Source organism: Aeromonas veronii (assembly GCA_041319085.1).
Classification (GTDB): Bacteria; Pseudomonadota; Gammaproteobacteria; order Enterobacterales; family Aeromonadaceae; genus Aeromonas; species Aeromonas veronii_F.
The window spans coordinates 2,768,290-2,787,514 of the sequence record CP101033.1 but is presented as its reverse complement, the minus strand read 5'-3'; the positions used below and the strand labels follow the sequence as shown (position 1 = coordinate 2,787,514).

At 59.6% G+C, this 19,225-nt stretch carries 14 protein-coding genes, 1 other RNA gene and 2 pseudogenes; 13 read left to right on the top strand and 4 right to left on the bottom strand.

From position 1 onward, the window contains the following. Positions 1-399: 399 nt before the first annotated feature. Together carA and carB are read left to right on the top strand one after the other, a co-directional pair. Complete coding sequence (gene carA / locus NMD14_13090) at positions 400-1,536, top strand: glutamine-hydrolyzing carbamoyl-phosphate synthase small subunit (GenBank protein XEI31707.1); 1,137 nt, start codon at positions 400-402, stop codon at positions 1,534-1,536. A 16-nt stretch (positions 1,537-1,552) separates the two neighbouring features. Further along, positions 1,553-4,777 (top strand): carbamoyl-phosphate synthase large subunit, encoded by a 3,225-nt coding sequence (carB, locus tag NMD14_13085; GenBank protein ID XEI31706.1) that lies wholly within the window; start codon positions 1,553-1,555, stop codon positions 4,775-4,777. A 128-nt stretch (positions 4,778-4,905) separates the two neighbouring features. Here carB and NMD14_13080 read toward each other — a convergent pair whose 3' ends face one another. Next, entirely contained in the window at positions 4,906-5,946 is a 1,041-nt protein-coding gene (locus tag NMD14_13080; protein ID XEI31705.1) for a sterol desaturase family protein, read from the bottom strand. A 232-nt stretch (positions 5,947-6,178) separates the two neighbouring features. Here NMD14_13080 and NMD14_13075 point away from each other — a divergent pair, with 232 nt between their 5' ends. Beyond that, the gene (locus NMD14_13075; GenBank protein ID XEI31704.1) at positions 6,179-7,345 is read left to right on the top strand and encodes a DUF1615 domain-containing protein; all 1,167 of its coding nucleotides are present in this window, start codon (positions 6,179-6,181) and stop codon (positions 7,343-7,345) included. 273 nt (positions 7,346-7,618) lie between these two features. Here NMD14_13075 and ssrS read toward each other — a convergent pair. Together ssrS and zapA are read right to left on the bottom strand one after the other, a co-directional pair. Continuing rightward, positions 7,619-7,800: non-coding RNA, 6S RNA (gene ssrS / locus NMD14_13070), on the bottom strand. Positions 7,801-7,816: 16 nt separating this feature from the next. Next, the gene (gene zapA / locus NMD14_13065) at positions 7,817-8,149 is read right to left on the bottom strand and encodes a cell division protein ZapA (protein ID XEI31703.1); all 333 of its coding nucleotides are present in this window, start codon (positions 8,147-8,149) and stop codon (positions 7,817-7,819) included. Positions 8,150-8,322: 173 nt separating this feature from the next. Between zapA and NMD14_13060 the strand changes: the two genes are divergently transcribed. The 7 genes and pseudogenes from NMD14_13060 to NMD14_13030 all read left to right on the top strand — a co-directional run bounded on the left by NMD14_13060 (position 8,323) and on the right by NMD14_13030 (position 17,331). Beyond that, entirely contained in the window at positions 8,323-8,892 is a 570-nt protein-coding gene (locus NMD14_13060) for a UPF0149 family protein (GenBank protein ID XEI31702.1), read from the top strand. A 178-nt stretch (positions 8,893-9,070) separates the two neighbouring features. Continuing rightward, a pseudogene (ubiH, locus tag NMD14_13055) lies at positions 9,071-10,293 on the top strand (2-octaprenyl-6-methoxyphenyl hydroxylase). A gap of 136 nt (positions 10,294-10,429) precedes the next feature. After that, the gene (locus NMD14_13050) at positions 10,430-11,698 is read left to right on the top strand and encodes an FAD-dependent 2-octaprenylphenol hydroxylase (protein ID XEI31701.1); all 1,269 of its coding nucleotides are present in this window, start codon (positions 10,430-10,432) and stop codon (positions 11,696-11,698) included. A gap of 416 nt (positions 11,699-12,114) precedes the next feature. After that, complete coding sequence (gene gcvT / locus NMD14_13045; protein ID XEI31700.1) at positions 12,115-13,212, top strand: glycine cleavage system aminomethyltransferase GcvT; 1,098 nt, start codon at positions 12,115-12,117, stop codon at positions 13,210-13,212. 84 nt (positions 13,213-13,296) lie between these two features. Then, positions 13,297-13,686, top strand: coding sequence for a glycine cleavage system protein GcvH (gene gcvH, locus NMD14_13040; protein ID XEI31699.1), 390 nt, complete (start codon positions 13,297-13,299; stop codon positions 13,684-13,686). Between the two features lie 276 nt (positions 13,687-13,962). Continuing rightward, positions 13,963-16,839 carry an aminomethyl-transferring glycine dehydrogenase gene (gene gcvP / locus NMD14_13035; protein ID XEI31698.1) on the top strand — a complete coding sequence of 959 codons (2,877 nt, stop codon included), beginning with the start codon at positions 13,963-13,965 and terminating at the stop codon, positions 16,837-16,839. A 186-nt stretch (positions 16,840-17,025) separates the two neighbouring features. Next, entirely contained in the window at positions 17,026-17,331 is a 306-nt protein-coding gene (locus NMD14_13030; GenBank protein ID XEI31697.1) for a M48 family metallopeptidase, read from the top strand. A 185-nt stretch (positions 17,332-17,516) separates the two neighbouring features. Here NMD14_13030 and NMD14_13025 read toward each other — a convergent pair whose 3' ends face one another. Then, entirely contained in the window at positions 17,517-17,762 is a 246-nt protein-coding gene (locus NMD14_13025) for a hypothetical protein (protein XEI31696.1), read from the bottom strand. 368 nt (positions 17,763-18,130) lie between these two features. On the opposite strand from NMD14_13025, the pseudogene NMD14_13020 reads away from it, so the two are divergent. The 3 genes and pseudogenes from NMD14_13020 (at position 18,131) to arsD (ending at position 19,180) form a co-directional block, all read left to right on the top strand. Next, positions 18,131-18,292: pseudogene (locus NMD14_13020) on the top strand (transcriptional regulator). A gap of 87 nt (positions 18,293-18,379) precedes the next feature. Continuing rightward, on the top strand, positions 18,380-18,748 hold the full coding sequence (locus NMD14_13015; protein XEI31695.1) for a helix-turn-helix domain-containing protein: 369 nt from the start codon (positions 18,380-18,382) through the stop codon (positions 18,746-18,748). Between the two features lie 3 nt (positions 18,749-18,751). Further along, positions 18,752-19,180, top strand: a complete 429-nt coding sequence (arsD, locus tag NMD14_13010; protein ID XEI31694.1) for an arsenite efflux transporter metallochaperone ArsD — start codon at positions 18,752-18,754, stop codon at positions 19,178-19,180. Positions 19,181-19,225 lie beyond the last annotated feature (45 nt).

Genomic DNA, 19,225 nt, shown 5'->3' with positions numbered 1-19,225 from the left:
CGTTTTCCATTTTTCATGTTCACTCTTGTCATCATAAAAGCGTTGATTTTGTCATTAATGATTTTTGTGTAAAAATAAACATCATTGTTTTAATTGGTTTTTTTGTTGGTTTTTGTCGCTATTACTGGCTTGGTGGCATCTTTTGGTGGTGGTTTTTCCTTTTCTTTCATGGGAGGGGGTTGCAAAGCGGTTGAGTGCATAGATAATGGGTAATGTTGCTTTTTTATTGAATTTAGATGCATTTCATCTGAGAAAAGACGTTGAAATGCCACCTTTTTTAAGTAGAATGCGCCCAATTTGCCAGAAATCTGCCGGGTTCGAGTCCTGTCCAAGACCGGAAACGAGCCTGCAACACCCAGGTAAATTGCTGAATTTAAAGCTAAATAACTGGAGGTTGTCTTGAATCACACTGCATTGCTAGTGCTGGAAGATGGAACTGTATTCAAAGGCGTGTCGATAGGCGCCGAGGGATGTTCCGTTGGTGAAGTGGTTTTCAATACGTCGATGACGGGCTATCAGGAAATCCTCACCGATCCCTCTTATTCCCGTCAGATAGTCACCCTCACTTACCCCCATATAGGCAACACCGGCACCAACAGCGAAGATGAAGAGTCCAGTCAGATCCATGCTCAGGGATTGATCATCCGGGACCTTCCGATACTTGCCTCCAATTTCCGCAATCAGCAATCCCTCTCCGAATACCTCAAGTCTCACAACATCGTTGGCATCGCCGACATCGACACCCGTAAACTGACCCGCATCCTGCGCGAGAAAGGCGCTCAGGCTGGCTGCATTCTGGCCGGGAAAAAGGTCGATGAAGCTTATGCCCTCGAACAGGCTCGCGCCTTCCCCGGTCTGAAGGGGATGGACTTGGCCAAAGAGGTCACTGTTGATGAGGCGTACAACTGGACGACCGGGAGCTGGCAGCTTGGCAAGGGGCACGTCACCCCGGATGCCGACCAGCTGAAATATCACGTGGTGGCCTATGACTTCGGCGTCAAGCGCAACATCCTGCGGATGCTGGTTGACCGTGGTTGCCGCCTGACCGTAGTGCCCGCCAAGACCCCGGCCGCCGAAGTACTGGCGATGAACCCGGATGGCATCTTCCTCTCCAACGGCCCTGGCGACCCCGAGCCGTGCGACTACGCCATCGAGGCCATCAAGGCTTTCCTTAATACCAACACGCCGGTGTTCGGCATCTGTCTGGGTCACCAGCTGCTGGGTCTGGCCTCCGGTGCCAAGACCGTCAAGATGAAGTTTGGCCACCACGGCGCCAACCACCCGGTGAAGAGCCTCGACGACAACACAGTGATGATCACCGCCCAGAACCACGGTTTTGCGGTAGACGAGAACAGCCTGCCGGATTGCCTGCGCGCCACCCACGTCTCCCTGTTTGATGGCTCCCTGCAGGGCATCCATCGCACCGACCGTCCGGCCTTCAGCTTCCAGGGTCACCCCGAAGCGAGCCCGGGCCCGCACGATTGTGCCGGTCTCTTTGACCACTTTATTGAATTGATCAAGCAGTATCGCGCTTAAGAGGAAAAGAGAAGCCATGCCAAAACGTAACGACCTTCAGAGCATCCTGATCCTCGGCGCCGGCCCCATCGTCATCGGCCAGGCCTGTGAATTTGACTACTCCGGCGCCCAGGCCTGCAAGGCCCTGCGCGAGGAGGGCTACCGCGTCATTCTGGTCAACTCCAACCCGGCCACCATCATGACCGACCCGGAGATGGCGGACGCCACCTACATCGAGCCCATTACTTGGGAAGTGGTGCGCGAAATCATCAAGAAAGAGCGCCCGGACGCCATCCTGCCCACCATGGGCGGCCAGACTGCGCTCAACTGCGCACTGGCGCTGGAGAAGCACGGCGTGCTGGCCGAGTTCGGGGTCGAGATGATCGGTGCCACCGCCGATGCCATCGACAAGGCCGAAGATCGCCGTCGCTTTGACATCGCCATGAAGAGCATCGGCCTTGAGTGCCCGCGCGCCGGTATCGCCCACAACATGGAAGAGGCGTGGGGCGTGCAGCAGATGGTTGGCTTCCCCTGCATCATCCGTCCCTCCTTTACCATGGGCGGCTCAGGTGGCGGCATCGCCTACAACACCGAAGAGTTCGTCGAGATCTGCGAGCGCGGTCTGGACTTGTCGCCGACCAAAGAGCTGCTCATCGACGAGTCGCTGATCGGCTGGAAAGAGTACGAGATGGAAGTGGTGCGGGATCGCAACGACAACTGCATCATCGTCTGCGCCATCGAAAACTTCGACCCCATGGGTATCCACACCGGTGACTCCATCACGGTCGCGCCAGCCCAGACGCTGACCGACAAGGAGTACCAGCTGATGCGCAACGCCTCCATGGCGGTGCTGCGCGAGATCGGTGTCGAGACCGGCGGCTCCAACGTCCAGTTCGGCATCAACCCGAAAGATGGCCGTATGGTCATCATCGAGATGAACCCGCGGGTGTCGCGCTCCTCCGCGCTGGCCTCCAAGGCGACCGGCTTCCCCATCGCCAAGATCGCTGCCAAGCTCGCCATCGGTTACACCCTCGACGAGCTGATGAATGACATCACCGGCGGTCGCACCCCGGCCTCCTTCGAGCCTGCCATCGACTACGTGGTCACCAAGGTGCCGCGCTTCAACTTCGAGAAGTTCGCCGGTGCCAACGACCGTCTCACTACCCAGATGAAGTCGGTCGGTGAAGTGATGGCCATCGGCCGCAACTTCCAGGAGTCTTTGCACAAGGCGCTGCGCAGCCTCGAGACCGGCAAAACCGGCTTCGACCCCATGGTTGACCTCAATGCCCCGGACTCCCTGACCCGCATTCGTCACGAGCTGCAGGACGCCGGTTGCGACCGTATCTGGTACATCGCCGATGCGTTCCGCGCCGGTCTCTCCATGGATGGCATCTTCAAGCTGACCAAGATTGACCCCTGGTTCCTGGTGCAGATTGAAGATCTGGTGAAGCTGGAAGAAGAGGTGAAAGAGCGCGGCATGGCCGGGCTCGATGCCGACTTCCTGCGCGCCCTCAAGCGCAAGGGCTTTGCCGATGCCCGTCTGGCCAAGATCCTCGGCGTGGCCGAAGGCGAAGTGCGCAAACTGCGCGCCCGTCACAACATCTTCCCTGTCTACAAGCGAGTCGATACCTGCGCCGCCGAGTTCGCCACCAACACCGCCTACATGTACTCCAGCTATGACGAGGAGTGCGAAGCTGCCCCGAGCAACCGCGACAAGATCATGATCATCGGCGGCGGCCCGAACCGTATCGGTCAGGGTATCGAGTTTGACTACTGCTGCGTGCACGCGGCGCTGGCCCTGCGCGAAGACGGTTACGAGACCATCATGGTCAACTGCAACCCGGAGACCGTCTCCACCGATTACGACACCTCGGATCGTCTCTACTTCGAGCCGGTGACCCTGGAAGATGTGCTGGAAATCGTACGCATCGAAAAACCCAAGGGCGTCATCGTTCAGTACGGTGGCCAGACCCCGCTGAAACTGGCCCGAGCACTGGAAGCCAACGGCGTGCCGATCATCGGTACCAGTCCTGATGCCATCGACCGCGCCGAAGACCGTGAGCGCTTCCAGTCTGCTGTCGAGCGCCTCGGCCTCAAGCAGCCGGAAAACGGCACCGTCACCGCGCTGGAGCAGGCCGTGCTGCTGGCCGAGCGTATCACCTACCCGCTGGTGGTTCGCCCCTCCTACGTATTGGGTGGCCGCGCCATGGAAATCGTCTATGACGAGCAGGATCTGCGTCGCTACTTTGCCGAGGCGGTAAGCGTCTCCAACGAATCGCCGGTACTGCTGGACCGCTTCCTGGACGATGCGACCGAGCTGGACGTGGATGCCATCTGCGACGGCACCGATGTAGTCATCGGCGGCATCATGGAGCATATCGAGCAGGCCGGTATCCACTCCGGTGACTCCGGTTGCTCCCTGCCTCCCTATACCTTGTCCAAGAAAATTCAGGACGAGATCCGCGAGCAGGTGCGCAAGCTGGCGCTGGAGCTCGGTGTTATCGGCCTGATGAACGTGCAGTTCGCGGTCAAGGGCGATGATATCTATCTCATCGAAGTGAACCCGCGTGCCGCCCGTACCGTGCCGTTTGTCTCCAAGGCGACCGGCGCCCCGCTGGCCAAGATTGCCGCCCGTGTGATGGCCGGTCAGTCGCTGCAAGAACAGGGCTTCACCAAAGAGATCATCCCACCCTACTACTCGGTGAAAGAGGTGGTACTGCCGTTCGCCAAGTTCCCGGGAGTTGACCCGCTGCTGGGGCCAGAGATGCGCTCTACCGGTGAGGTTATGGGGGTGGGCAGCAGCTTTGCCGAGGCCTATGCCAAGGCGCAGCTGGGTGCCAACCACGCCGTACCGAAAGAGGGTCGTGCCCTCTTGTCAGTGCGTCACAGCGACAAGGCGCAGGTGGTTGACTTGGCCGCCAAGCTGCTGGAGCTGGGCTACGAGCTGGATGCCACTCACGGCACCGCCGTCGCGCTGGGTGAAGCGAGCATCAACCCGCGTCTGGTCAACAAGGTGCACGAAGGTCGCCCGCACATTCTGGATCGCATCAAGAATGGCGAGTACACCTACATCGTCAACACCGCCGAAGGGCGGGTGGCGATCCAGGACTCCAAGCAGCTGCGTCGCGCCGCCTTGCAGAACAAGGTGGCGTATACCACCACCATGAATGAGGCGTTTGCCACCTGCATGGCCATCAGCGTGGATGCCACCGCCAACGTCAACTCGGTGCAGGAGCTGCATCAGAAGGTGAAAAACCGCTAACTACTCTGCGAGCAAGCCACACTCGACTCGCATATGTGACAAGCCCCCCGCCAGCGATGGCGGGGGGCTTTTTTATGACGACCGGTTTGGCTCTGTGGGGGCCATGTTCATGCGAGCGAAGAGCGTGACTACTTTAAATCCGGCTGCGGTTTACGGCTGCGAGGACGGGGCAGGGCGTACCAGAGCTTGCGCGCCGTGACCAGGAAGGGACGCAGGATCAACGCGCTCAGGCGGCTGTAGTGCACATTGTCCTTGGGCCCTACGCCGAATGAGAGTGGTTCTGGCTGGCTGCTGGTCACGTAAAGAGTGCCAAACCACCAGTCCCAGATGGAGAGATTGGTGCCGAAGTTGTGGTTGAAGTGGCGGGGATCCCGGCTGTGGTGGATCTGGTGCTGGGCCGGGCTGTTGAAGATATGCTCCAGCCGCGGGCCAAACGATAGCCAGATATGGCTATGGCGCAAATTGGCGGCCAGCGAGTTGAAGATCAGCACCAGATAGCCCACGCCAAACAGGGTGTAGGGGCGCACGGAGTCGCCGCACAACCAGTAGAAAGCGCCGGAGTAGAGGGCGAGTGCGCTCCCCTTGATCACGATTTCAGAGAGCTTTTCCACCAGATGAATGCGGCTGGCGGTGGGCGGCACCATCACGGTGGCGCTGTGATGAACCTTGTGAAATTCCCATAGCCAGCGACTGTGAAAGGCGCGGTGTAGCCAGTAATGGGCGAAGTCGCTGACCAGAAAAACTCCGAGGCCATACAACATCATTAGCCAGCTCGCCTCTGCCAAGCGCGGGCGCTCCCCCCACAGCCGTGTGAGTGCCGACGTGATATTGTCCGCCTGCAACAGCCAGGGATGGAGCAGGGTCAGGATGGGGACCAGCAGGGCCACATGCAGCAGGGCCCGCACCAGATAGTATTGGTAGTCGAGCAGGGCAGAAGGGTGCAGCCAGATAGCTCTGCCACCGAGAAAACCGGCAAAGTTGCGTGCTGCGGGATCCCCTTGGCGGCGGCGATAGCGATAAAGAAGATAAGCGACCGTACCCGATATCAGCAGAAATGGGGCGCCCAGCCGTCCGTTGAAGTCAAACAGTCCGGTCAGGCACTCCCGCAGTGGCGTGATCAGCCACAGTTGCAGGTGAGGGAAGAGAAGAGCAAGTGAATCAGTATTCATGGGTATCCATACCGTGAGCATCCTGGCTGCGGCATTCTAAATACAAATCACTCTCGATTAAAGCCCCTCGCCCGTGAGCGCGTCATCCCAAGCTTCGGCCGTACCTGTCCGGCTTGGTAAGGGGGGCAGCGTATGGGACTTTAGCCAAGTGGACCAATCCTCTACAATGCAAGACCATGTGTGCGCCCGCCGTTGGGCGGGTCTGCTTCCAGCCCTTGTACCGGATACGTTGATGACCTTTTCTCGCCGCTCTGTTTTCTCTGCAATACCCACACTGCCACTGCTGCTCTCCTTGCTGCTGGCAGGTTGTGCCAGTGATCCCGCCTCCGCACCGACCAAAGGGGCGAGCGTGAGCCCCCCCAAAACACCGCCTGCCATGCAGCCGCGCAAACCGGCGGATATGAAGAGCCGCATCGTGCGCTTTTTGCCCCGTCAGGTGATCGACAAACAGGGGTGGGCCAATGACGTGGTGACGGCGCTCATCACCCAAGGGCTGACAGTCAGCGACCATAACGTCTGCAGTGTGCTGGCGGTGGCAGAGCAGGAGGCCACCTATCAGGCTGACCCCGTGGTGCCGGGCCTTGGCAAGATCGCCTGGAAAGAGATCAACTCACGGGCGGCCAAGCTGCTGATCCCCGAGTTTATGGTGCGGGCCGCGCTCTCCATCGACTCTCCCAGTGGCAAGAGTTACGCCGAGCGCATCGACAGATTGCGAACCGAGCGGGAGATGAGCGAAATTTTCGAAGACATGATCAGCATGTTGCCGATGGGCAAGACACTGTTTGGCAACCTCAACCCGGTACATACCGGTGGTCCGATGCAGGTGAGTATCGCCTTTGCCGAGGCCAACGCTCGCGGTTACCCCTATCCCATCAAGGACTCGATTCGCCACGAAGTCTTTACTCGCCGCGGTGGCATCTGGTTTGGTACCAAACATATCTTTGGTTATCCCGTCGACTACCCGGATACCCTCTACCGCTTTGCCGACTTCAACGCTGGCTGGTACGCTAGTCGTAACGCCGCTTTTCAGGCCGCAGTTAGCCGTTTGAGTGGCAAAAATCTGGCGCTGGATGGGGACGTGATCCGCTATGATAGCGACCAGCCTGGCAACACCGAGCTTGCTATTTACTCCCTCGCCAGCCGGATCAATATGAGCAAACAGGCGATCACCCAGAGCCTGCGCAAAGGGGATACCGCCGAGTTTGCCGAGACCGACCTTTACCATCGCATCTTTACCTTGGCTGACAAGCAAGCGGGCAAGCGGCAACCCCGCGCCATCCTGCCCGGCATTCAGCTGAAGAGTCCGAAAATCACCCGTAACCTCACCACGGCCTGGTTTGCCAAGCGGGTGGATGAGAGAGAGCAGCGTTGCGTGCGGCAGATGGCAGCCATTCGCTAAGCGAGTAATGACCAAGGCGGCCGCCCGCCGCCCTTTATTGTCTGGGTCGAGCGCATCCGGGTCGGGAGCGAGCGCAGCCCGCTCGCTATGGTGCCACCATAAGGGGGGCCACCATAAGGTGCAGGGCCTCGCCATCAGAGGGATCAACGAGTAGCGGATTGCCACTGTCGTTCACCCAGGCATGTTTCAGTTGTGTCTGGACGGTGAGTGGCTGTGCCAGGCAGCCAAACAGGCAAGAAAAAGCCCGTCACGCAGGTGACGGGCTTTTGCTGTTGGTACCCCGAGATGCCGTTGCCGGTTTGGGCCCTTGAACCGTAGGTTCAAGGCGGGAATCGAATCTGACCGCAGGCTTCTCGGTCGTGCCGAGCATGCGCAATAGCCAGAAGGCCGATCCCCTGTTGGGTATGATTATCGGCTCGGGGACTTGAACCGGCTGACAAACATCCCAGGGAATTTTAAAACGGTTTGCGATTAGGGTTGTTGCCCCTCTCCGCTGGCATCACCATATTGTCCGTGCTCGATCAGGGCCGCTTCGATGGTACGCTGCAGCATCTTGATCCGCTTGTCCATGGTCTCAGAGTATTGGTGGTTCTTCTCTTTTTCAAGGCAGAGCTCATGACAGAAATTGAGCGCCGCCATGATAGCCAATTGCTCGTTGCTGGAGACTTTGGAGCGTTGACGCAGGTCGATCAACTTGTCGGTCAGCTGCTCGGCGGCCTGGCGCAGGGCATCCTGCTGTCCCAAGGGACAGGATACCTTGTAGGGACGTCCCAAAATGACGATTTCTACGGCCTCTGTGCTCATGCCTTCCTCAATACGGCGGAGCTGATTTCCGCCTTTATCCACGTGGACAACTGGGCGGGACTATATAGCGCAGATGCAGAAGTTTCAAGGCCTTGCTAGCTCTGGAGGGGGGAGAATGCTAGGATCCTGACCATTAATTCTGCAAATTTGCCTGAACTTTGAGCGGATCCTCGATGAGCAAAACGAACCCCCTGAAATACGCGGCCGTGGCCGACCTGATGGAGCAGCATGAGCTGATGGCGACGGCTGTAGAGGCCCATGGCGTGATCTGCGGTCTGGTGTGCGGTGGCGTGGCACTGGATGAGAAGAGCTGGGTGCCCCATTTCAACGATCTGGTGAACGACGGTTTCGGCCTGCCGGCCCCGGTGCGCCAGGTGATGATCGATCTTTATCACAGTGTGGTCGAGAGCCTGATGGCCCAAAAAGGTGTCGAACTGCTGCTGCCAAGCGATGATGCCCCCCTCGATGAGCGCATCGATTCGCTGGTGGACTGGTCACAGGCATTTCTGGCCGGTTTCGGCGTGGTGCAGCAGGAACTCTCTCGCGCGTCGGAAGAGCTGCAGGAGATGATCCAGGATATCGCCAGCATCACTCAGGTTTCTGCCGAGTTCGATCAGGAAGATGACGAGAACGAAGCCTCCTTCCTGGTGCTCTACGAACACGTCAAACTGGGGGTCATGATGGCCTTCGAAGAGTTTGGCAAGCGCCCCGATACCCCGAGCGCGCCGCCGACCCTGCATTGATTGAGTGTTGCGGGCAAGCCAGCCTCCTTATTGCAAGAGCGCCAACAGGCGCTCTTTTTTATGGCGCTGTTGTGGCTAACCCTGTGAGGTGCAACCGGTTTTTTGCCGGTGACCTCGCATGCGGTCAGCGGCTTTGTGATAGCATGAGGCCACCTTTTTCACTTCTTCCTCTCTGCTTATGTCTCAATCTGATGTGCGACAGGTCGATGTCACCCTGGTCGGCGGTGGAATGAGCGGTGCCGTGCTGGCGCTCTCGCTGGCGGCCCTGCTTCGATCCGATGGCTCCCCCCTCGAGATCCTGCTGCTGGAGGCGAGTGTCCCCGAACAGCACACCCATTCAGGGTTCGACGCCCGCGCCATTGCGCTCTCGGCCGGTACCTGTGATGCGCTGTTGCGACGCGGTCTCTGGCCGCTGTTTGCCCCCATTGCACCCCCATTACCCAGATTCATGTCTCGGATCGCGGCCACTGCGGTCAGGCTCGCTTGTCGGCTGCCGAATACGGTCTGCCCGCGCTGGGTCAGGTGATCGAGCTGGCGTCCGCCGGTAACGAGCTGCAACGGGCGATGGCGAGCGCCACCAATATCCGGGTCTGTTGTCCGGCCCGGGTGAGCGAGATAGAGCCCGATGAGGAGAAGGTGACCCTCACTCTCGAGAGCGGTGAACAGATTGAGACCCGCTTGCTGGTGGCCGCCGACGGCGGCAACTCCTTTGTACGTCAGCACTTCAAGTTGCCGGTGACCCGCCACGACTTTGAGCAACACGCCATCATCGCCACCGTCAAAACGGCGCAAGACCCTGAGGGGCGCGCCTTTGAGCGCTTTACCGAAGGGGGCCCGCTGGCCCTGCTGCCGATGCAGGAGGGGCTCTCCTCGCTGGTATGGAGCGTCGGGCTGCATGAGGTGGATGAGCTGATGGCCCTCGATGAGGCGGCGTTTCTTGCTCGTCTGCAGCAGGCCTTTGGCTGGCGGCTCGGCCGCTTCGAGCGATGCGGCGTGCGTCACGTCTATCCGCTGATCCTGACCGCCTGCGACTATCCGCTGGCCCAGCGCACCGTGCTGGTCGGTAATGCCGCCCACGCCCTGCACCCCATCGCCGGACAGGGCTTCAACCTCGGGATGCGGGATCTCGACCTGCTTACCGGGGCGGTGGCCAAGGCGTTGGCAGAGGGGGAGGATATCGGCAGCTTTAAGGTGCTGAGTGGCTACTGGCAGCAGCGCCAGCGCGATCAGGCGCAGACCGTCTGGCTCACCTCCTCGCTGGCCCAGATCTTCTCCAATGGTCACGACCCGCTGGTGGCGGGGCGCAATCTGGCGCTCACCCTGATGGGGCGATTCCCTTGCCTCAAGGCGCCGCTCGCCTCGCGCACCCTGGGCTTTGTTGCCGATGTGTGCGGCAACTAGCCAGCGCTTGTTGAGTGGAACCTGTTGACCGGAAGATGGTGACCGCCATTCGTTGAGCAAAACATAATGAACAAAGGGGGAGTGCCCGCGGGCGTCCCCTCGCTGGCCAGCCGGTCAGCCCTGAAAGGATGAGATGATGCAGATGCAAAATGTGGATGTGGTGATTGTCGGTGGCGGCATGGTGGGGCTGGGGCTCGCTGCGGCCCTTAAACATAGCCCCCTCAAGGTGCTGGTGGTGGAGGGGCAACTGCCCGATCCGCAGCTGGGGGAGGTGGCCGACAACCGGGTCAGCGCCCTGAGCCTGGCCAGCCAGCAGATCCTGCGCCATGTCGGCGCCTGGGATGGCATTGAAGCGCGCCGCCTGCAGGCCTACGACAAGATGGCGGTGTGGGAGCAGGACAGTTTCGGCCATATCGACTTCGATGCCGCCAGCCTGCGTCAGGCCAACCTCGGCCATATCGTCGAGAATCGGGTGATCCAGCTGGCGCTGCTTGAGGCGATTGAAGATGCCTGCAATATCCAGCTGCTGACCCCCGCCAGAGCCAAGAGCCTGCAGAGCGGCCCGGCGGGCGCCTTGCTGCTTCTTGAAGATGGTCAGGCCATCTCGGCCAAACTGGTGGTGGCTGCCGATGGCGCTCACTCCTGGGTGCGCCGTCAGGCCGATATTCCGCTCACCAGCTGGGATTATGGCCACCACGCCCTGGTGGCAACGGTGCGCTGCGCCGAACCTCATGAAGCTGTTGCTCGCCAGATCTTCACCCCGGATGGCCCGCTCGCCTTTTTGCCGTTGTGGCAGGAGAACCTCAGCTCCATCGTCTGGTCGCTGCCTGCGGCCCGTGCCGAGGCGCTCTGTGCCTGTGATGACGAGCAGTTCAACCGCCAGCTCACCGCCGCCTTCGATGCCCGCCTCGGTCTGTGCAAGGTGGAGGGGCCGCGCAGCGCCATTCCGCTCACCGCCCGCTATGCCCGCGACTTTGCCCGCGAGCGGCTGGTGCTGGTGGGAGATGCGGCCCACACCATTCATCCGCTGGCAGGGCAGGGGGTCAACCTTGGCCTGCTGGATGCGGCCGCGCTGGCGGAGCAGATCTTGCAAAATCATGCCGCGGGCGAGGATATCGGCCTGCTCGCCAACCTGCGCAGCTACGAGCGTTGGCGCAAGAGCGAAGCGGCTCGCATGCTGGCGGCGATGGAAGGGCTCAAGCGGCTGTTCAGCGGCACCAACCCGCTCAAGAAGCTGGTGCGGGGTGTCGGATTGCGCGCGGCCAATCTGCTGACACCGTTCAAGGAGGGGGTGATCCGTGCCGCCATGGGGCTGGAGGGCGAACTGCCCGCATTGGCCCGTCCTGACTGGGCTGTTGCGGTGACCAAGAGCAGTGCCATGCAGGCCAAGGGTGAAAAAAACTAATATTACCCGCTGTTTTTTGCAACAAAAGTAATCCGACAAGGCTGATGACCCATTTTGGGTGTCAGCCTTTAATTTTGTACTGGAGCGAAACGTTTTTCTGCAAATTGTGACGAAACGGTAAAAATCAAAATTTAATCTCGCATGAGTCGGCTTATGGCTGTTTTTATCACTGCATTTATCTTAGTGTCTGGAGTCAGTTTTACGGGAGGGGATTAGTTTTTTTTGAGCGGCACGCTCGCCTGCTTGTCATATAATCCGCTCCGTTCAAGGAATCCCTCTTGCCTGGCAAGGGCAGGAGCGAGCCACACCCTGTGATCTGACGTGTTCCCGCTGCGGCGCAGCGCTGCCGGGGTGAAGACACGGTTCGCAAGGGCTGTCGCCAAAGCGAAAAGGCTTTTTGCTAAGGAAAGAATGCGATGATCCAGACTACTGTACTGCATCCCAAACACCTGGAAGCCGGCGCCAAGATGGTGGACTTCCACGGTTGGGAAATGCCCATCAACTACGGCTCCCAGCTGGAAGAGCACCACGCGGTGCGCAGCGATGCCGGTATGTTCGATGTTTCCCACATGACCATCGTCGATTTGACCGGCGAACGGGTCAAAGCCTTTCTGCAACACCTGCTGGCCAACGATGTGGCCAAACTCACTGCCCCCGGCAAGGCGCTCTACAGCGGCATGCTGACCCCTGAAGGGGGCGTCATCGATGATCTCATCACCTATTATCTTGGCGATACGTTTTACCGGCTGGTGGTCAACTCCGCTACCCGCGAGAAGGATCTGGCATGGATCCGCCATCACGCCATCGATTTCGATATCGCAGTGACCGAGCGTCCCGAGCTTGCGATGATAGCGGTGCAGGGGCCCAATGCCAAGGTCAAGGCCGCCGCCGTACTGAGCGCCGCCCAGCGCACTGCCGTGGTGGGGATGAAACCCTTCTTCGGCGTGCAGGCTGGCGATCTCTTTATCGCCACCACTGGGTACACTGGCGAGGATGGTTATGAAATCGTGGTACCGCAAGAGAAAGCCTGTGAGCTGTGGCAAGCGCTGCTGGATAACGGGGTGGCCCCCTGCGGCCTCGGTGCCCGCGATACCCTGCGCCTCGAAGCAGGGATGAACCTCTACGGTCAGGATATGGATGAGTCAGTCTCTCCGCTCGCTGCCAACATGGCCTGGACCATTGCCTGGGAGCCGAGTGATCGCCACTTTATCGGCCGCGACGTGCTGGAAGCGCAGAAAGCGGCGGGTAACCAGCCCAAGCTGGTGGGTCTGGTGATGGAAGAGAAAGGGGTGCTGCGTGCCGGTATGCCGGTCACCTTCACCGCGGCAAACGGTGAGAAGCGGGAAGGTGTGATCACCTCCGGCTCTTTCTCCCCCACCCTGGGCTACAGTATTGCCCTGGCGCGGGTGCCTCGTGATATCGGTGAACTGGCCGAGGTGGAGATCCGCAAAAAACTGGTCACCGTGAAGGTCACCAAGCCCGCTTTCGTCCGTAACGGCCAGAAGCTGGTTTAATACCGTTTTGGGGGAGGGCTGTGCCTTCCCCATCGCTTTTTATATTCGTTTTTAAACGCGACTCAAAGATCAAAGGAAGCACAAATGAGCCATATCCCGAGCGAACTGAAATATGCCACTTCCCACGAGTGGATCCGTGTTGAAGCCAACGGCGAGGCCGTGGTCGGTATCACCGAGCACGCCCAGGAGCTGCTGGGTGACATGGTGTTTGTCGAACTGCCTGAAGTGGGCAAGCAGGTCAGTGCCGGTGACGACTGCGCCGTGGCCGAGTCGGTCAAGGCGGCCTCCGATATCTACAGCCCGGTGAGCGGCGAGATCATTGCCGTCAACGACGAGCTGGAAGGGAGCCCCGAGCTGGTCAACTCCGATCCCTACAGCGCTGGCTGGTTGTTCCGCATCAAGCTCGATGACGAGAGCGAGCTGGCCAACCTGCTGGATGCCGAAGGCTACCAGAACGTGGTGGACGAAGAGTAATGCCCCCGGGCCCTGCACCAACGTGCGGGGCCCTTTTGTATGGCTGCCGACGGAGTCGACAGCAGGATGAAGTCACTCGTATCCGGCGTTTTGGGGTTTAGCCAGCGCGCGGTTTTACAGGGTTGATCCCCGGGGTGCCAGCGAGCATCCAGTGCCGTGCTCTCTTGGCTGCGGCATAGCGAACATGAGTGGAGTCGGTCTCAGCCGACCATCAGGAACATCAGGTCTTGGTTATCAGGATGTCATGCCAGGACTTATTTATCAGGAAATAGGGAAATGACCCAGTCACTGTTTGAACTCGAGCAAAAAACCGATTTTGTCCGCCGCCATATCGGCCCAGGCGAGGAAGAGCTGCGCCAGCTGCTGGCGACCATCGGGGCCGAAAGCCTGGACGATCTGATTGCCCAGACCGTGCCCGCCGCCATTCGCCTGCCGGGCCCGCTGGGGATCGGTGCCGGCATGACCGAAGTGGAGGCGCTGGCCAAGCTCAAGGGCTATGCCGCCCAGAACAAGATTGCCAAGAGCTATATCGGCATGGGCTATCACGATACCCATGTGCCCCACGTCATTTTGCGCAACGTGCTGGAAAACCCGGGCTGGTATACCGCCTACACCCCGTATCAGCCCGAGCTGGCGCAGGGCCGGCTCGAAGCCCTGCTCAACTTCCAGCAGCTAACGCTGGATCTCACCGGCATGGATCTGGCCAGTGCCTCCCTGCTGGATGAAGCGACCGCCGCCGCCGAGGCGATGGCGCTGGCCAAACGGATGGCCAAGTCCAAATCCAACCTCTTCTTCGTGGCCGATGATGTGCACCCGCAGGTGATCGACGTGGTCAAAGAGCGCGCGGTTCACTTCGGGTTTGACGTGGTGGTCGGCGCAGCGAGCAATGCGGTGAGCGAAGAGGTGTTCGGTGCCCTGTTCCAGTACCCCACCACCACAGGTGAGGTGAAAGATCTGCGTGCCCTCATCGCCGCCGTACAGGCCCAGAAAGGGCTGGCCTGCGTCAGCGCCGATCTGCTCTCTCTGCTGCTGCTCAAATCCCCGGGCGAGCTGGGTGCCGACGTGGTGTTGGGCTCCGCCCAGCGCTTTGGCGTGCCCATGGGCTACGGTGGCCCCCATGCCGCCTTCTTTGCCACCCGCGATGCCTACAAGCGCTCCATGCCGGGCCGCATTATCGGTGTCTCCAAGGATGCCCGCGGCAAGGCTGCGCTGCGCATGGCGATGCAGACCCGCGAGCAGCATATCCGCCGCGAGAAGGCCAACTCCAACATCTGTACCGCTCAGGTGCTGCTGGCCAACATGGCGAGCTTCTACGCCGTCTATCACGGCCCGGTCGGGCTGAAAACCATCGCCTCCCGCGTGCACCGTCTCACCACCATTCTGGCGCTTGGTCTCAAGGCCAAGGGGGTGGCCCTTAAGCATGCCAGCTGGTTCGATACCCTGACCGTGCAGACTGCCGACAAAGCGGCGCTGATCGCCAAGGCCGAGGGGCTCGGCATCAACCTGCGTGCAGACCTAGATGGTGCGGTAGGGGTGTCGCTGTCTGAAACCACCACCCGCGCTGATGTGGCCGAGCTGTTCGATCTCTTCCTCGGCCAAAGTCATGGACTGGATATCGAGGCTCTCGACAAGGCGGCGCAGACCCATCACCCTATCCCGCAGGATCTGCTGCGCACCGATGCCGTGCTGACCCACGAGGTGTTCAACAAGTACCACTCCGAAACCGAGATGCTGCGTTATATCCACCGTCTCGAAGCCAAAGATCTGGCGCTCAACTACGCCATGATTTCCCTGGGTTCTTGCACCATGAAGCTCAATGCTACCGCCGAGATGATCCCGGTGACCTGGCCCGAGTTCGGCAAGTTGCACCCGTTCGCGCCGCTGGCGCAGGCCAAGGGCTATCAGCTGCTGCTGGCCGACCTCGAAAACTGGCTGGTGAAGGTGACCGGTTACGATGCGGTCTGCATGCAGCCCAACTCCGGCGCGCAGGGCGAGTACGCAGGTCTGCTCGCCATCAAGAAGTACCACGAATCCCGCGGTGAGGGGCATCGCGACATCTGCCTGATCCCAGCTTCTGCCCACGGTACCAACCCGGCCTCTGCCCAGATGGCGGGGCTCAAGGTGATCGTCACCGCCTGTGACAAGTCCGGCAACGTGGATCTCGACGACTTGCGCGCCAAGGCCGCCGAGGCGGGGGATCAACTCTCCTGTCTGATGGTGACCTACCCCTCTACCCACGGGGTGTATGAGGAGACCATCAAGGAGGTGTGCGACATCGTTCACCAGCACGGTGGTCAGGTCTATCTGGACGGCGCCAATATGAACGCACAAGTCGGGTTGACGGCGCCGGGCTTTATCGGGGCGGACGTATCCCACCTCAACCTGCACAAGACCTTTGCCATTCCTCACGGCGGTGGCGGCCCTGGCATGGGCCCCATCGGCGTGAAGCAGCATCTGGCGCCGTTCGTGGCCGGTCACGCCGTGGTCAAGACCGACAAGGAGAGCCGCAACAACGGCGCCGTGTCGGCGGCACCGTTCGGTTCGGCCAGCATCCTGCCCATCAGCTGGATGTACATCGCCATGCTGGGGGACGAGGGGCTGAAGAGATCCACTCAGGTGGCCATCCTCAATGCCAACTATCTGGCCAAGAAGCTGGGTGAATCCTTCCCGGTGCTCTATTCCGGCCGCAACGGTCGGGTAGCTCACGAGTGCATTCTGGATATTCGCCCGCTCAAAGAAGCCTCCGGCATCAGCGAGATGGACGTGGCCAAGCGGCTGATGGACTACGGCTTCCACGCACCGACCATGAGCTTCCCGGTGGCGGGCACCCTGATGGTCGAACCGACCGAGTCGGAATCCAAGCGCGAGCTGGATCGCTTCGTCGAGGCGATGACGTCCATCCGTGCCGAGATCGCCAAGGTGCAGGACGGCCACTGGAGCCTGACCGACAACCCGCTGGTCCATGCGCCGCATACCCAGGATGACGTGATGGATACCGAGTGGAGTCGTGGCTACAGCCGCGCCGAAGCGGTGTTCCCGTCCGACGCCGTGCGTGCCGCCAAACTGTGGCCGTCAGTCAACCGTATTGACGACGTGTTTGGTGATCGCAACCTGTTCTGCGCCTGTATCCCGACCGAGGATTACGCCAAGTAAGTGGCGGTATTGATCACGGCCATTTAAGTTGGAAACCGTGACATTGAAGTTGGAAACCGACCATTTAAGTTGGAAACTCAAAGGCCCTGCAACAGCAGGGCCTTTTTATTTTTATCCTGCAAAATTTGTAATTAAATTACTGATTAGCTCAGTCCAGGCTTTCTGGCCAAGGCCCGTGCCAGGGAGGTGTTTGCCAGACGACTCAATGCCATGTTGGATCAGGCCATCTGGGTCACCGAGCGTCCGCCACTGCGCATCCTGACCATGCAGACCCAGTGGGGCAGTTGTTCCCCCAATGGCCGGATCACGCTTAACCCGCATCTGGTCAAAGCACCCCGCGAGTGCATCGATTACGTGATCCTGCACGAGCTCTGCCATATTGCCGAGCACAACCACAGCGAGCACTTTTACCGGCTGATGGGTCAGGTGATGCCCGGTTGGGAAAAGACCAAAGCCAAGCTGGATGGCATGGCTAACCGCTTGTTGACGTGAGTTATCAGCTCGTCAGTCACCCACAGCCCGGCAGGCCTGTAATGACCTGAGCAGGATTTCAGTGAGTCATTACAGCGTAAAATTGTGCAAATGAAACAGGCCACCTTGCGGTGGTCTGTTTATTGGTCAGGTGTTGCAGGACTCTGGGTGCACTATTTAGTCAAGATCCGGATTGGCAGCCGGGATCAGGATTTGGCAGGGGTGAGCAGCGCAAGCGCTTTGGCCAGTGCATCAACAGACTCCTGATGCTTGCCTTCATTGTGCAAAACCTCACCTTCGGCCCGCAATTTCTGAACCTCGGCCAGTTGTTCGGCACTGAGCGCCGGGCCCGCCGCGAGGGCATCGTCAATCTTCTTCATATCTGCTGGGCAGTGAAAGGCGAGGGCACTGCCCGCAAACAGCATGCTTGTCAATAACAGGGGGAGTTTCATCTGGTTTACCTCACAGGTCTTGGTGGTGGCGTAATCCTGGCAAGCATAGTGGATTTTGGGCAACCTGCGGCGTCAGGTCGGGAGGCGTTCATTATGTCGTTGTCTGCTGTCGGGAGCTGAACTGGTTGATCGCGGTGCCACGAATGCCAGCGCCGCAAGGCAGATAGCATTTATCGTGAGGTGTTGCGCCGCTTGGTCATGGTCGGCGAGTGTTAACACTGCCAGAGGGTCAGATCGCCCATCAGGATCGCCACCCCCAGGATCACGGTCAGGAAGTCCTGGAGCATCGGGTTCTGAACATGGATTTGAGCAGGGTCACTTCGGTCAGGCTGGCCCCGGCACTGCCAATGATCAATGACATCACGTCAGCCTCTACCCTTAGCCATCCTATGGCTGCACTGGTCTCGGTTGGTCTGGTCAAGCAGAACCGGGAGAGACGTACCCTGCTGTGCGTCTCTCAATACGAAGTGCTGGAAGAGATCATCGCGTTTTTCCGCGAGGAGTGCTGTGTGAACGACAAGAGGGATTGACGGGATCGACAATGAGTTGTGGTCATATTGATCATTTCAATGATTCTTGTATAGTTGAAGTCATGAAGTGAATTAAGGGGAAGTTCCATGAACAAAGAGATCGCCACCAAGGTATTCGAATCCCTCGCATCCGGCATTCGCCTCGATGTCTGGCGTCTGCTGATCAAGGCCGGGCTGGAGGGGCAGGTCGCTGGCCAGCTGGCCAGCGAGCTCGACATAGCCCCCAACACCCTCTCGTTTCACCTCAAGGCCATGCTGCACGCGGGCTTGCTTTCGGTGGAGCAGGAGGGACGCTTTTTACGCTATCGCGCCAACATTCCCCTGATGCTCGACTTGATCGGTTATCTCACCGAAGAGTGCTGCGCCGGTCATCCGGAAGCCTGCGGGGTGATGAGGGCTGAGTCCGGCTGCTCACCCCATGTATTGCCTGCGCAGCCATGCTGCAATAAGGAGTAGACCATGAGACTGATACAAGTTTTTGACCCGGCCCTGTGCTGCTCCAGCGGCGTCTGTGGCACAGATATTGACCAAAATCTGGTGGTCTTCGCTGGCGATGCCGAGTGGCTCAAGCAGCAGGGGGGCTCGCTATACCGATTCAACCTGGCGCAACAACCCCTGGTCTTTGCTGAAACCCCTGCGGTGGCGTCTTTCCTGGCGCTCTCCGGTGAAGAAGGGCTGCCTGTGACCTTGGTCGATGGCCAGGTGGTGCTCACCGGTCGTTATCCCAGCCGCGCTGAACTGATCCGCTATGCAGGACTGGCGTTGCCCAAAGCACCGGGAAGCGATGGTGCCGAAGTTGAACAGCCAGAGGCTGAGCCCAACAAAGCCGGTGCTATCAAAGGGATCGTCAAGAGTGGATGTTGCTCCGGCAGCAGTGGTTGCTGCTAAGCGTCATCCCCTGGTTGGCAAGTTCTCTGTTCGGTCAATTGCCTC